Source organism: Butyricicoccus sp. (assembly GCF_977037065.1).
Genome location: NZ_CDRQNY010000034.1, coordinates 1 through 14,777, shown reverse-complemented (window position 1 = coordinate 14,777; position 14,777 = coordinate 1). Strand labels below are relative to the sequence as shown.

The window sequence follows — 14,777 nt, the reverse complement described above, 5'->3', positions numbered from 1 at the left end:
CCGATCTTCGACGTAGCTGACTACGGCATCTGCGGCGACCTGTTCAAGGTTGTTCCGATGATGATCGACGCAATCAAGGCTGCTAAGGAGTCCAAGTAATCATCTGATTGCTTTTTGAAGCGCCGTACTGCCTGCGACCTCCCGGTTTGCGGCGGGTTTTGGAGCCCCGCTTGCAACATCCGCCATGCCCGCGGAAAGCGCAGCACGCTGCTTCTGATTGTATAAGAAAAGCCGCAGAGCATTGCTCTGCGGCTTTTTTCGGCACAAAATAAAGAGAAAGAGCCTGTCTGCAGCGCAGACAGGCTCTTTTCAATCCAGATAATCGCCTACCGGACTCCGGTTGTACTGCTTGATGATACGAATGACTACCGAACCATCCTCCTGCTCCGCCTCGTCTACGATCTTATAGCGCGTGCGGTTGCGCTCCAGTGCCTGCTTGTAGTGCTCGACTTCCTCGCGCACCAGACGCACCGCAATACTGTGCTCCAAATCCTCCTTCAGCTGGAAATGCAGGGTCTGACAAATGCACGCCGCCTTAATCCGCTCCATGTCCATTTCTCCTGTTTTGTTGATGAAATACGCAAAAAACAATATATACAGTCGTTTTTACATATTTATTATACTGAAAACAAAATTTTTCCGCAAAGGCGGTTTTTCACAAAGTTTGGTGTTCCCGGTTTGTGGAAAATCGCCATAGGCACGTGGTTTTGTTTGTGCAGAACAGAAAAAAGACGCACAATGTGCGCCCCTACGGTCATTTGTAAGTACAGGTTGATCAAATCAATGCAATTCGCCAACACGCGGAGTGATGAGTTCATCCCTCCCTCCGGTAAAGCATTAGCGGCATATAAAATTCGCAGGTGCTATGCGAAATAACGCGCAAACGAGTTGCGCGACACTGTTATCCCCCAGGGGACCTTCTCTTGCCCTTCGGGCAATTCACCTTGTGTCGCGTCTGCGTAGAGTTGCCGGTATGTGTAGCAGAACGGCATCCGAGAACTGCGTATAGGTCGAGTAATGGACGCGTAATGCGCGTTCCTACGCAAGAGTAACCCGACTGCCGTTCCCCTATTCCGAAGCGGTCGCCGCTCTCTGATTGCCGCCGTGCTGTCCGAATAAGGGAAAGATAGGAGTTCAAAGAGGAAGGGAAACCGCAGGTGTCCCTTCCTTTTTGCCCCCGCGGCGGGCACCGCAACGTCCCCGCCGTCCGCAGACGGCGCACTCCCCCGCTGAGGTGCAGCGAAAAACTTCCCGCCCGTCAGGACGAACCGCCTGCGCGGTTCGGGCATCCCGCCCAGCCGGTGCAGAAAACAGGTATGCGACCCCGTTTTCCCATTCGGAAAAAGTACCTCAAAACGAATAAAAACGCGACATCAGGCCGCGCTGCTGCACCGCCCCGTCGCGTTTCTTAGCAATAAATAAAAACGGCAGCGAGCGAGAAGAACTCTCAAGCCCTCCACCGATGATGGTAGTAATTATAGCACTCTGCCTCTCGCCGGACAAGATTCAAATGTGCCAAAATCGCATTTACAATTCATTCATAATTGTACAATCCGACAATTCACGCAGCAGTATTCCGCAGAAACTGACAACTTGTACAAAAACATGCCTGTTTTTTCGTCAAACGCGCGTCTGCTTTCGAGATTTTATGCTGAAATCCGCGAAAATCGCTTTACAAACAGTCATTTTCATGGTAATATAAATATACTTTCGCCCCGCGCTTAGCTGACGGACAAAGGGAGCGTTCCTATCGCCCCCATTCACCAAGCCGCGGCCCGGCCTGTGGGTGAGTAAAATTTTATTTATGAAAGGTGAACTACCGACATGATCCGTAAGGAAGACAAGACTGCCGTTATCGAGGCAAACCGTACCCACGCTACCGACACCGGTTCCCCGGAGGTTCAGGTTGCAATCCTGACCGCCCGCATCAAGGAGCTGACCGAGCACCTGAAGGTACACAAGAAGGATAACCACTCTCGCCGCGGTCTGCTGAAGATGGTTGGTCAGCGTCGTTCTATGCTGGCTTACCTGCAGAAGAAGGACATCAACCGTTACCGTGCCCTGATCGCTAAGCTGGGTATCCGTAAGTAAGAAAATGCGAAAATAGGGGAGCAGTCTGCTCCCCTGTTTCTGTATTTTAAGCTGGGCGGCATTATCGCTTTTTAGCAGTTGAAAGAGAGACCAAATCATGCAGAGCATGATTCGGAATTGAAAATTGAGAATTGAAAATGGAAAATAGCGCTCTCCTTGCGCGAGTTCCGTCCGCGCTGCGCTGGCTGCGCTACGCGCTTATTCAATTATCGCGCAGTGCGCAATACAGCAATTCTGCATTCTCCATTTTCCATTCCGCTTGGTTTTTGTTTCAAGTGCTAAAAAAGCTGCTGCCGCCCTCCCCAAACGATTAAAGGAGGAAACAAAATGGCAAACATCAACCACTTTGACTTCAAAAACTACCGCGTTTTTGAGACCGAGATCGCCGGCCGCAAGCTGACCGTCGAGACCGGCAAGATGGCACAGCTCGCTAACGGCTCCTGCCTGGTTCGCTACGGCGAGACCGCTGTTCTCGTTACTGCTACCGCATCCGCTAAGCCGCGTGACGGCATCGACTTTTTCCCGCTCTCCGTTGACTTTGAGGAGCGTATGTACGCAGTAGGCCGCATCCCCGGCTCGTTCATGCGCCGTGAGGGCCGTCCGTCCGAGAAGGCGATCCTGTCCTCTCGTCAGATCGACCGTCCGATGCGTCCGCTGTTCCCGAAGGACCTGCGCAACGACGTTTCCATCGTCTGCACTGTTCTGGAGAACGACTATGACAACTCCCCGGAGGTTGTTGCTCTGCTGGGCGCTTCCATCGCAGTTTCTATCTCTGATATTCCGTTCGACTACGTTGTAGCCGGCTGCCAGGTTGGCATCGTTGACGGCAAGACCGTTATCAACCCGACCTCCGAGCAGCGCGCTGCTTCCGAGATGGACGTTACCCTGTGTGCTACCAAGGACAAGATCGTTATGATCGAGGCCGGTGCAAAGGAAGTTCCGGAGGACGACATGTTCAATGCTCTCATGGAGGCTCATGAGGAGCTGAAAAAGGTTTGCGCGTTCATCCAGTCCATCAAGGACGAGATCGGCAAGCCGAAGTTCGAGTACGAGCATCATGACATCGACCACGACCTGTTCGACAAGCTCGAGGCAGCCTGCAACGACAAGTTCGAGGTTGCTATGGATACCGACGACAAGACCGTCCGTGACGCCGGCGTGCGCGCTATCGTTGACGAGTTTGAAGCAACTCTGGACGAGGAGTACAAGGAAGAGCACGGTGCTAACCTTGGCGAGTGCGTAGACAAGTTGCAGAAGAAGATCGTTCGCCGCTGGCTGGCAAACGGCAAGCGCGTAGACGGCCGCGGCATGGAAGAGGTTCGTCCGCTGGCTGCCGAGGTTCACGTTCTGCCGCGCGTACACGGTTCCGGCATGTTCACCCGCGGTCAGACCCAGGTTCTGACGCTCTGCACTCTGGGTACTCTGGGCGATGCGCAGGAGCTGGACACCATCTTCGAGGAGAAGGAGAAGCGTTATATCCATCACTACAACTTCCCGTCCTTCTCTGTTGGCGAGACCCGTCCGTCCCGCGGTCCCGGCCGTCGTGAGATTGGTCACGGCGCACTGGCTGAGCGCGCTCTGCTGCCGGTTATCCCGCCGGTAAGCGAATTCCCGTACGCTCTGCGTCTGGTTTCCGAGGTTATTTCCTCCAACGGCTCCACCTCTCAGGGCTCTGTCTGCGGTTCCACGCTGGCTCTGATGGACGCCGGTGTTCCGATCAAGGCACCGGTTGCCGGTATTTCCTGCGGTCTGATCACCGACGGCGGTCAGGAGACCACCTTCACCGATATCCAGGGCGTTGAGGACTTCTACGGCGATATGGACTTTAAGGTAGCAGGTACCAAGAAGGGCATCACCGCTATTCAGGTTGATATCAAGGTTGACGGTCTGACCCCGAACATCATCAAGCAGGCGTTCGAGAAGTGCCGCGTAGCCCGCTACGGCATTCTGGACGAGATCATGCTCAAGGCTATCCCGCAGCCGCGTGAGGACGTTTCCGACTGGGCACCGAAGATGACCACCATGCACATCAATCCGGACAAGATCCGCGAGGTTATCGGCAAGGGCGGTTCTGTAATCCAGAACATCGTTGCTGAGTCCGGTGCAAAGGTTGACATCGAGGACGACGGTACTGTTACCATCGCTGCTGTTAAGGCAACCGACGCTGACAAGGCGAAGAAGATGATCGAAGCGATCGTCAAGGAGCCGGAGCCGGGCGAAATCTACTACGGCAAGGTTGTCCGCCTGATGAACTTCGGCGCATTCGTAAACCTGCTGCCGGGCAAGGACGGCATGGTTCACATCTCCAAGATGGCTGACCACCGCATCGAGAAGGTTGAGGACGCTGTCAAGGAAGGCGACATGGTTTGGGTTAAGGTCATGGAGATCGACGACAAGGGCCGTGTAAACCTGTCTATGAAGGACGTTAAGCCGGAAGAGAAGATTCTGTAATTGAATTTCGGCTGAAATAGAGAAAAAGGCTTCGGAGCAGTGCTCCGAAGCCTTTTTATTCATCCGGGATATACTCGATAATGTCCGAAACACTGCAGTTTAGGATAAAGCACAATGTATCCAGCGTTTTCAGTGTGATTGTTTTACCGTGCTTCATGCGGTGCAGAATATTGGCGGAAAAGCCCTGTTTGTAAATTAAATGGTATTCTGTAACGCCTTTTTCTAAAAGCGTCCGGTAAAACGGAGCGTAACTGATCATGTACGATCACCTCACGCACAACATAACACGACCTAATATATTGACTATGCCCAATATATTGAGTATAATGTGTGTGAGGTGAGCTTATGGCTGAATTTTGTCTGGATTGTCTCAACCGTCTGGAGGGCACCTGCTATACCAAATGGGATGTTTCACTCTCTTGGAGCAAAGATATTTGCGAAGGCTGCAGTCAGCTTCGCCGAACCGTGATTTGCCTGCGTAAGCGGACAATTCGACGGCAATATCTCGGTTTATATAATGATAATCACCGCAAATCACGCAAATAAACCCATATTGACTTTCCCCTTAAAACCGCTATAATGAAGATAGAAAAAGAGCGCAGCCGATGGTGGCTACACTCTCACCAGTTTACGAAGAAAACCAAGAGTTTCCTCGGTTTTCTGCTTTTATTGTGGCACATATTCTGTTACTCTCTGCAATTCTTCCCTCTTCAAATGAAGAGGGATTTATGCTATAATGAGGGGTACACCAAAATCCACTGGAAAGAAGGACAAGCCCATGACCTCTGTGCTGCTGCCCGAGGGCGAACTGCGCGTAGCACGCTGCGACATGCTCGACAAGCTGATCGCGGTCGGCGACGGCGATGCGGCGCTGCTGTATCTTTATATCCTGCGGCACGGCGGCACGGACGGCTCCGCTGCAGCGCGCGCCCTGCGTCTGAGCGCCGACCGCTACGAACGTGCGGCATTTACGCTCAACAACCTGATCGCGCCGACAGAAAAAACCAAAGCAGCAACCGACAAATCCGCCGAAGCGCCGCGCTACACCGGCGATGAGCTGCGCCGCGCCCGTCTGGATGACCAGACCTTCTCCGGCCTTTGCGATGCAGCAGAGGGCATTACAGGCCGTGCGCTGACCGAGGGTCAGCTGCGCTGTCTGCTGACCATTTACGACTATCTTGGTCTGGACGCAGGCGCAACGATTGAGTTGCTCAGCTATCTGAAAAGCGAAAAGGGCACGGTCCGCACGACCGATCTGCGCCGAGAAGCCAACCAGTGGGCCGATATGGGCATTGTCACCGCGCAGGCGGCCCAGCAGTACCTAACACGCCGTGCGGACGAAAAACCGCTCAGCGAGGCGATCTACCGTGCACTCGGTGCGGATACCGAGCAGCCTGCACCCAAGGAGCAGCGCGTCTGCCGCTTTGCACTGGCGCACGGCTTCCCTGCCGACGCAGTAGAACTGGCGGTGCACCGCACCGGTCAAAAACAGGGACACAAAAGTCTGGATTACACGCTCGGCATTCTGCGCCGATGGGACAATGCGGGCGTACATACGGTCAGCGAAATCACCGCTCTCGAGCCGGAAACCCGCACGTCTGCCGTGTCTGCTGTGCCTGCCGCCGTCGGTCAGACACCCGCACAGCCGACCGACAGCGCCACGCTCGCCGCGTGGGAGCAGGACTGGGCTGCACGCGTGCGCAGTCATCGCCGCAACACGGAGGAATAACCTATGGCATACGATAAAAAACTGCTCGCCGCCGCACGGCGCGAGCTGGAACGCGAGCGCACGGCTCACACCGAGGAGCTGGAAGCGCGCCGGCGTGATATTTACACACGCGAGCCGCGTATCCGCGCAATCGACCGCGAGCTGAGCACCACAGCAGCGTCCGTTCTGCGGGCCGCAATGGAGTCCGGCGGAGACCCGACTGCTGCAATCGAAAAGCTGCGCGACCGCAATCTCGGTCTGCAGGAGGAACGCGGCAACCTGCTCCGGCAGCTGGGACTTCCCGCCGATTATCTGACAGACAAGCCGCTGTGCCCAAAATGCGGCGACACCGGCTACGCCGGCAGTGCGACCTGCGAGTGCGTCAAGGCGCGCTACGCCAAGCTGCTCAAGGAACAGCTTTCCTCGGTGCTGCCGATTGCCGATCAGAACTTTTCCAAGTTCGACATGAACTTTTACTCCACCCGCCCGGATGGCCGCAGCGGTATTTCGCCGCGTGAAAATATGGAATATAATCTGGGCGAATGCAAGGCTTATGCCGCAAAATTCGGCAAGGATTCCCCCAATCTGCTGCTGTTCGGCTCGACCGGTCTGGGCAAGACCTTTCTCTCTACCTGCATTGCCGAGGCGGTCTCCGCACGCGGATTTTCCGTGGCCTACGACACCGCCATCAACATTGTTGCCGCGTATGAGACCATCAAATTCGGCTCCGGTGACGGCGAAGCCGCCGCAGAACGCGCTGCACGCTACGAACGCGCCGACCTGCTCATTATCGACGATATGGGCACCGAAATGGGCACCGCCTTCACGGTTTCCGCGCTGTACAACCTGATCAACAACCGCCTGATGGCTAAGCGCCCCATGATCATCAACACCAACCTACTGCCGGAAACGCTCAGCGAGAAATATTCGCCTGCCGTGGCCTCCCGCCTGCTCGGCGAGTTCCTGCCGCTGCGGTTCTTCGGTGATGACATCCGGCTGCTGAAAATGCGCAGAACATAAACAAATCCCTCTCTTTTTGCGAGAAAGAGAGGGATTTTTAGGTAACACCGCATAATTAAACTGCGGTGTTGCCTCAGATTTCGGATTGTTTGCCGAGCAGCTTATCGCGCCAGCGACCAAACCGATGCGTAATCATGCGCAGCTCGATACCGACAAGCAGCGCCGCGATAACTGTACCGATGCCGACGCTGCCCAGTCCGTGCAGGAAGATCAGGCAGGTGATGAGCGAAATACACACCATAGATACGTCAAACGCGATTTTGACGGTCGGGAACGGCTTGCCGGTCAGCGTGGAGATGGCCAGCATAGCGCCTTCACCGGCCAGCGGCATAATGTCCGCCGGAACGTAGAAAAAGATGCCGATTGCAACGAAAACAGTGGCAATCCAGCACATCAGCAAACGGATAATTAGGTTGTCCGTCGAGGGAAACATTGCCGCGAGCGTGTTGCAGGTGGTCGTGAATGCGCCGAACACCATGCCGACCGGAATCTGCAGCAGGTTTTTGCATTCAAAGCGGCGGCGCATCAGCAGCATTTGCAGGATGACCAGAATAACGTGGAAAATGACGGTCGCAACGCCCATCTCAATGCCCCAGACACAGGTCATGGTGTATGGGATGGAGCTGACCGGCGACACGCCGAGATTGGACTTGACCGACAGTGCAATGCCGATAGTCATGACGAAGAAGCCGCCGAAATAATATAGCAGCCGAATACCGAGTTTAGAGCCTTTCATGCCTATTTTATCCCCTTTTAGTTGTTTAGATTGCGATAAATGCGTTCAAGCAGGGCCTGTAACTGCTGCATCTCCTGCGGTGAGAAGCCGCGCAGCGCCTCCTCTTCTGCGGCGGCAAAGATATCATTCAAGCGGCGGCACTGTTCCCGGCCGAGGTCGGTCAGGCGGACATACACCGTACGGCGGTTTTCGTCGCGTGTGCTGCGTTCAAGCAGTCCGGCGCGTTCCATTCCCCCGAGGATGGTAGAAAGCGAGGACGGCTCGATATGGCAGCCCTGGGCGATATCCTTTTGCATGGCGCCGTCGTGATCCTGCAGAAAGTCCAACACTTTAGGCTGGCCGGTGGTCAGACCGAGCGGTTTGATGCGCGACATGACAAGTTTCTGCAGCATGGCATGGTCAGCCATGAGCAGGTAATGAGTGGAAAATTCCATTGCGTTCTCCTTTGTTCTAATTCAAACAGTTTGTTTTCTAATTATATGCCCATGAGTTCGGATTGTCAAATTGTATTTTTATACTTTTTGTTATATTTTCTTTCCTTATTATAGATTACTTTCCGTTATATTATCATTAGATATAACTTTACGCTGTTTTTAACGATTCTGCGCCTGCGCGGCGCAGGCGTACAAGAGGGTCGCTACCAAGGTTTCTTACTCCGAATTTTGAAGCATTTTCGGTTTCAGCAATCCCGCAGATTCTGCAAAATACCGTAGTTTTCTCGAAACAAGTGTATAATAAAAATATTGGTTTATTATTAGTAAAATAAAACGAGAGCGTATAGCTTGAAATTGCTATACGCTCTCAATCTGTCAAAAAAGTATTATTTTAATTTTTACGCTTCGTGCGGTAGCACGCATTTAATAGAATTTGCAAAGCAAATTCATAAAAATCGGGGGCGTGTACCTCGGTTTTTATACTTTAAGAGGGAGAAAGTTTCCGAATGGGAACTTTCGGACGTCCGTGTTTTGCGAAGTCAAAACACAGATTGTCGGAAAAACGAAGTTTTTCGACAGTCTCAGAGCGTATAGCTTGAACTTGCTATACGCTCTTTTTATGGTCTTGCAATCTATTTGAAAAAAGCATGAATTTTTACACATTTCCGCGGAATTTAATCGTAATATCCGTCATATTCATGCGCTCTCTGGGGAACTGATGGCGCTCGAGATAGTCGTAGAGCAGACGGATTGGGAGCGTGCCCTGTGTATTGACGTCCTGCCCGATGATGAAATCGACCGTACCGTTTTTTACCATTTTGATGTTGCCCTCGGTGACATCGTGAACGACGATGTGCAGCTTTTCGCTGCGGTGTGCGGCGTGCACGGCGCGGTAAACGCCCTCCCGTCCTGCGGAGGTCAGATAGATGCCGCGCAGCTCGCTGTCCGACTGAATGGCGCGCATAGCGATGCGCTCGGAAAGGCTTTCGTCGAGGAACGAGCATTCCGGGTGCAGAACCCGGATATCCGGAAAACTCTCCGCCATTTCGGTGCTGAAGCCGGTAAAACGCTGCGAGTCGGCATAGTGACCGCTGCGCTGCCCCAGAATCGGCAGCACGCTGCCGTGCCCCTGCATGACCATGCCGAGCAGTGCGGCGGCGGCGCGGCCGCTCGCGATGTTGTCCGCGCCGACATAGGCGATTCGGTTCGCGTCGGTGATGTCCGTGTTGAACGTCACGACAGGGATGCCCTGCTGCTCACTGAGCGTGTTTATCCTGTCGCGCACGAGCGTGTTCGCAAGCGGCATGAGCGCGAGGCCGTCGATGTGCTCGGTCGTTACCAGTTCATCGATCAACGTCAGCTGATGCTGCACATCCATATCCTGCATCGCGCGCACGATGACCGTGATGTTCGGGAGAAGCTCACGCTCGGAAAAGCTCTCGAACAGCTCGCACAGCATCTGCACGAAGGGCGAATGGTCGGAGTGGAGCACCACGCCGATCTTCCACTGCTGCGTCTGCTGCATGACGAGGCGGTTAGAGATATAGCCCATTTCGCGCGCCGTCGCGCGGATGCGCTCCGCGACTTCCTCGCGCACGCCCTCCTTGTGGTGCAGGGCGCGGTCCACCGTTCCGCGCGACACCCCGCAGCGGTCAGCAATCTGCTGCATCGTTACCATAAAATCACTCTCCTGCGTTATCTGTACTTATACTATATCATAAAATACAGCCGTGCGCCAGATGTTACATCTGCACGAAAATGTTGTGCCGCACATCGCCAATGATACAATGATAGCGCCATTTTTGTGCATAATATCGTAAATACTCGCAATCTTAATATGCACAATCACGATATAATGCACGGATAAATGATAGTGCGCCCAAGCTATTGCAACCGGAAATCCACTGTGATATTCTGTGATTGTCAAGTGAACAAGGCCATTCACAAAACCGAAAAATTCCCCAAAAGAGAGTGAGAGAAACAAAATGTCATTTTTCAGTTCCATGATCTGGATCGCGCTGAGCTTCCTGTTTTTCACCGTCATGGTGGCAGTCATTTCAGCGTGGAAGACCCGAGATGACAAGCTCGACACCGCCGAGGGATACTTCCTCGCGGGGCGCGGACTGCCGGGTATTGTCATTGCAGGCTCGCTGCTGCTGACCAACCTGTCCGCAGAACAGCTTGTCGGCACAAACGGTCAGGGCTGGGCCTCCAATATGAGCCCGATCGGCTGGGAGGTCGGTGCACTGTTCACGCTGTTTGCGCTGGCGCTGTGGTTCCTGCCAACCTACCTCAAAATGGGCACGACCACCATCCCGCAGCTGATGGAAGCACGCTTTGGCCGCGGCACCAAGCTGATGTTCTCGTTCGTCATCGTTGTGATGTACTCCATCCTCAATCTGCCGGTCATCCTTTACTCCGGTGCAGTTGTATTTGAGAATATCTTCGATATTTCCGGTATCTTCGGCATCAGCAAGTTTCAGTCTGTTGCAATTCTGTGTGTCGTCATCGGTATTATCGGCGGCTGCTACGCCATCTTCGGCGGTTTGAAGGCGGTTGCCGTATCCGACACCATCAACGGCATCGGCCTTATCATCGGCGGCCTGATGATTCCGTTCCTCGCGCTGGCGCTGCTGGGTCACGAGACCACCGGCGGCGGTCTGGTAGAAGGTGTCAAGTACCTCGTACAAACCGAACCCGAAAAGCTCAACGCATGGGCTTCGTGGGATGCTGCTGAACCGGCTCTGCCGTGGCCGCTCATCTTCACGGGAATGTTCTTCAACAATCTGTACTGGTGGTGCACGAATCAGTCCTTTGTACAGCGCGCACTTGCTGCAAAGAGCCTGAAGGAAGGTCAGAAGGGCGCGATCTACTGCGGTTTCCTCAAGACCATCGGCTTCTTCTATCTGGTACTGCCGGGCGTTATCGCTTACCACCTGCCGTCCATTCAGGACAAGCTGGCGGCGGCCGGTTCCTCCGCGATCGACTTTGCTTATCCGGCACTGGTTTCCGCCGTTGTCCCCAAGCCGGTCATGGGCTTCTTCGCCGCTGTTCTGTTCGGCGCGATCCTGTCCTCGTTCAACTCGGTGCTCAACTCCGCATCGACCATGTTTACCCTCGACCTGTACCGCACCGCCATCAATCCGAAGGCTTCGGATATGCAGTGTGTCAAGGTCGGCAAGATCTACGGCACCTGCGCCGGTACAGTCGCTATCTGCGTGGCACCGTTCGTTATGTTCGCCAAGGGCATCACGACCTTCCTCAACTCTATGAGCCAGTTCGTTTCCCTGCCGATCCTGTTCACCGTACTCGGCGCGCTGATCTTCCGCAAGGCACCGAAGTACGCGCCCAAGGTCATCACCGCTGTTCACGTTATCGCTTACGGCGCGTTTATGATCCTCAAGCCCTGTTACCCCACCTCGGGTGAGCCGGTCCATTATCTGTACGCCATCGCTGTGCTGTTCTTCGTTGAGTTTTCCATCATGTGGTATTTGAACAAGTACCGCGGCACAGAAGAATATGTTCCGGCCGATGTCGGCGCAGTTGATCTGACCCCGTGGAAGTATCGCCATATCGTATGTATCATCGGTATCATTCTGGCGATCGGCATCTACATTCTGTTTTCGCCCATCGGCATTGCCGCATGAGTATAATAACTAACCAAGAACCTAATTGAGAAAAGAAAAGGAGAACAATTACCATGAAACTCGGATTTAATGAAGCAAATGACCGTTTCTGCAAGAACCACAGTGTTATGATGGACCTCGAGCTGTGCGAGAAGTACGGCTTCGACTGCATTGATATTCAGTCGGAGTGCCTGAACCGCGATCTGGAAGCCGGCAAGATCACTCTCGAGGAGATGGGCGCATGGTTCCAGAGCCACCACCTCAAGATGCTCTCCTACAATGCACTGTGCTTCTTCAACATGAAGCAGACGCAGGAGGAGAAGGATGCCGTTATGGCTGAACTGGACGAGATCATCCGCCGCTGCAACATCCTCGGCTGCAAGATGATCGTTGTCGTACCGAGCAAGGACATGAAGGAGCGCGGCCTGACCCCGACCCGCAAGGAGATCCGCGAGGATGCAGTTGCCGTTCTCAAGGAAATGGTTAAGAAGTGCGAGCCGCACGGCATCCGCCTGAGCCTCGAGTTCTGCGGCGAGCCGTCCATGACCATCAACCGTTTTGAGGATGCTTACGCAATCGTCGAGGAAGTAAACAGCCCGCTGGTTGGTGTAACGCTCGATCAGTACCACTTCTACGCAATGGGCTCCGGCTGGGATACCCTCGAAAAGGCGGACGGCAAGAAGATTTTCGTATGGCACCTGAACGGCACCGAGGATATGCCCTGCGGCGCGTACTACAACAACGACGAAAAGCGTCTGTGGCCGGGTGCCGAGGGCGACTGCCTGCCGCATGCGCGCTACGCAGATACGCTCAAGAAGATCGGCTTTGACGGTGACTGCTGCACCATCGAGATTTTCCGTCCGGCATACTACGAGATGTCGCAGGAGGAGAATGTAAAGAAGTCCGCAGAAGTCACCCGCGCACACGTTGAAAAATACGCACAGTTCTAATATCGTAAAATCAGCAGTATCTCACAGCATATTCCCCAGTATTTGTCACATTTTTTGATCTGTAAAGGAGAATTTATTATGAGCTATCTGAAGAAAATCGGCGCACTGTTTGTTTCCTCCGCATTGATGGCATCCATGCTCGCAGGCTGCGGCTCGTCCTCCGATTCCACCGGCGGCAACGGCTCTCAGGCTGAGGGCGACGATGGCAATTACAACATTTCCATCGTGTTCAAGACCACCTCGAACGAATACACCCAGTACATGATGGCAGGCGCGGAAAAGGCGGCGGCCGAGACCGGCGCGGTGCTCGACATGAAGGGCGCGACCTCCGAAACCGCATACGATGAGCAGCAGAATATGATCGAAACCGATCTGCACGCCAACAAGTATGACGCGATGATTATCGCACCGCTGCAGGGCGACATGGCTTCCACGCTGGTAAGCGGCACGGATATGCCCATCTTCGCAATCGATACGGACTTTAATGCACCGGAGAAGATTTCGTTCATCGGCATCGGTCAGAAGGATGCAGCGGCAAGCGGCGGCGAAAAGGCTGTCGAGGCGGCGAAGGCAGCAGGCTGGGATAAGATCGAAGCAGCTTATATTGCGGGTGTTCAGGGTGACTCCACCGCCGATGCACGCCGCACCGGTTTCCAGGAAGGCATTGACGGCGCAGGCGGCGCGTTCCTCGCAGACGAGGTGCAGTATGCTGATGCGGTAGCTGACAAGGCAACCGTCTGCATGGAAGGCATCATGCAGAGCCATCCGGAGGGTCTGGCTATCATCGCCTGCCACAATGACGACTGTGCAATCGCGGCAGCGCGTGCAGCAGCGAACAATCCGGCTTATGCAAAGACCATCTTCATCGGCTTTGACGGCAATATTACCGCAGCACAGTCCATCCTCGATGGCGGCGAGACCATGACCGTTGCACAGAGCGGTTACGATCAGGGCTATCAGGCGGTTAAGACCGTTGTGGCACATCTGAACGGCGAAAAGGTAGACAGCTTTGTTGACTGCGGCACCAAGGTCATCGACAGCACCACCGCCGAGGACTACATGGCAACCCTCAAGAGCCAGATGGACGGCAAGGCAGTTGCACAGTAAACCGTAATACCATGCGCTGCACTTGCGGCAGTAAGTGCAGTGTATCTATTAAAAAATCACGTTTCTATAAGGAGAGAATTCCAATGGGCATTTTGAAAATTGGCGTTGTAGGCTGCGGCCGAATCGGCAAGCTGCACATCAACAACCTGATCAACTCCGTACCGGGCGTTCAGGTAGTAGCTGCTGCTGACCCGATGCTTGACAAGTCCGGCGCACGCGAGTGGCTGGCAGAGCGCAAGATCACCAACGTTTCCACCGACTTTATGGACGTTATCAACAATCCTGAGGTAGACGTAGTATTCGTTTGCTCCTCCACTGACACCCACTGCGATGTTTCCATGGCAGCAGTTCAGGCTGGCAAGCACGTATTCTGCGAGAAGCCGATCGACTATGATATCGACAAGATCAAGAAGCTGCTCGCACTCGTTGAGGAGAAGGGCGTGAAGTTCCAGGTAGGCTTCAACCGCCGCTTCGACCACAACCACAAGGCAGTTGCAGATGCAGTTAAGGACGGCACGATCGGCGATCCGCATATCGTTATCGTTTCCTCCCGTGACCCGGAGCCGCCCCCGGCTTCCTACGTTGCAGTTTCCGGCGGTATCTTCTACGATATGATGATCCACGACTTCGATATGGTTCGCTACGTAACCGGTT

The 14,777-nt window shown here is 54.2% G+C and carries 13 protein-coding genes; 8 read left to right on the top strand and 5 right to left on the bottom strand.

Features of this window, described 5'->3' with window-relative positions:
- Window positions 1-309 precede the first annotated feature (309 nt).
- The gene (locus ACWVX6_RS09880) at window positions 310-549 is read right to left on the bottom strand and encodes a hypothetical protein (RefSeq protein WP_118761996.1); all 240 of its coding nucleotides are present in this window, start codon (window positions 547-549) and stop codon (window positions 310-312) included.
- A gap of 1,275 nt (window positions 550-1,824) precedes the next feature.
- On the opposite strand from ACWVX6_RS09880, the gene rpsO reads away from it, so the two are divergent.
- Window positions 1,825-2,091 (top strand): 30S ribosomal protein S15, encoded by a 267-nt coding sequence (rpsO, locus tag ACWVX6_RS09875; RefSeq protein WP_110435855.1) that lies wholly within the window; start codon window positions 1,825-1,827, stop codon window positions 2,089-2,091.
- Window positions 2,092-2,418: 327 nt separating this feature from the next.
- A complete protein-coding gene (locus tag ACWVX6_RS09870; protein WP_110435854.1) occupies window positions 2,419-4,542 on the top strand; it encodes a polyribonucleotide nucleotidyltransferase in 2,124 nt (707 codons plus the stop codon).
- A gap of 55 nt (window positions 4,543-4,597) precedes the next feature.
- Here the strand turns inward: ACWVX6_RS09870 and ACWVX6_RS09865 are convergent, their stop codons facing one another.
- The gene (locus ACWVX6_RS09865; protein WP_110435853.1) at window positions 4,598-4,801 is read right to left on the bottom strand and encodes a helix-turn-helix domain-containing protein; all 204 of its coding nucleotides are present in this window, start codon (window positions 4,799-4,801) and stop codon (window positions 4,598-4,600) included.
- Between the two features lie 519 nt (window positions 4,802-5,320).
- On the opposite strand from ACWVX6_RS09865, the gene ACWVX6_RS09860 reads away from it, so the two are divergent.
- Both ACWVX6_RS09860 and ACWVX6_RS09855 read left to right on the top strand, forming a co-directional pair.
- On the top strand, window positions 5,321-6,271 hold the full coding sequence (locus ACWVX6_RS09860; protein WP_158578397.1) for a DnaD domain protein: 951 nt from the start codon (window positions 5,321-5,323) through the stop codon (window positions 6,269-6,271).
- Window positions 6,272-6,274: 3 nt separating this feature from the next.
- A complete protein-coding gene (locus ACWVX6_RS09855) occupies window positions 6,275-7,270 on the top strand; it encodes an ATP-binding protein (protein WP_455153038.1) in 996 nt (331 codons plus the stop codon).
- Between the two features lie 73 nt (window positions 7,271-7,343).
- Here ACWVX6_RS09855 and ACWVX6_RS09850 read toward each other — a convergent pair whose 3' ends face one another.
- The 3 genes from ACWVX6_RS09850 to ACWVX6_RS09840 all read right to left on the bottom strand — a co-directional run bounded on the left by ACWVX6_RS09850 (window position 7,344) and on the right by ACWVX6_RS09840 (window position 10,118).
- On the bottom strand, window positions 7,344-8,006 hold the full coding sequence (locus ACWVX6_RS09850) for a YczE/YyaS/YitT family protein (protein ID WP_118481356.1): 663 nt from the start codon (window positions 8,004-8,006) through the stop codon (window positions 7,344-7,346).
- A 17-nt stretch (window positions 8,007-8,023) separates the two neighbouring features.
- Complete coding sequence (locus tag ACWVX6_RS09845) at window positions 8,024-8,440, bottom strand: MarR family winged helix-turn-helix transcriptional regulator (RefSeq protein WP_118649000.1); 417 nt, start codon at window positions 8,438-8,440, stop codon at window positions 8,024-8,026.
- 655 nt (window positions 8,441-9,095) lie between these two features.
- Window positions 9,096-10,118, bottom strand: coding sequence for a LacI family DNA-binding transcriptional regulator (locus tag ACWVX6_RS09840; protein ID WP_455153037.1), 1,023 nt, complete (start codon window positions 10,116-10,118; stop codon window positions 9,096-9,098).
- Between the two features lie 307 nt (window positions 10,119-10,425).
- Between ACWVX6_RS09840 and ACWVX6_RS09835 the strand changes: the two genes are divergently transcribed.
- The 4 genes from ACWVX6_RS09835 to ACWVX6_RS09820 all read left to right on the top strand — a co-directional run.
- Window positions 10,426-12,087, top strand: a complete 1,662-nt coding sequence (locus ACWVX6_RS09835; protein WP_455153036.1) for a solute:sodium symporter family transporter — start codon at window positions 10,426-10,428, stop codon at window positions 12,085-12,087.
- 53 nt (window positions 12,088-12,140) lie between these two features.
- Window positions 12,141-13,016: a sugar phosphate isomerase/epimerase family protein gene (locus tag ACWVX6_RS09830; protein WP_117492511.1), complete on the top strand. Its 876-nt coding sequence runs from the start codon at window positions 12,141-12,143 to the stop codon at window positions 13,014-13,016.
- Between the two features lie 78 nt (window positions 13,017-13,094).
- Window positions 13,095-14,123 carry a sugar ABC transporter substrate-binding protein gene (locus ACWVX6_RS09825; RefSeq protein ID WP_118761989.1) on the top strand — a complete coding sequence of 343 codons (1,029 nt, stop codon included), beginning with the start codon at window positions 13,095-13,097 and terminating at the stop codon, window positions 14,121-14,123.
- A gap of 83 nt (window positions 14,124-14,206) precedes the next feature.
- Window positions 14,207-14,777, top strand: a 571-nt coding sequence (locus tag ACWVX6_RS09820) for a Gfo/Idh/MocA family oxidoreductase (RefSeq protein ID WP_455153035.1), incomplete at its 3' end; no start/stop codon positions are given.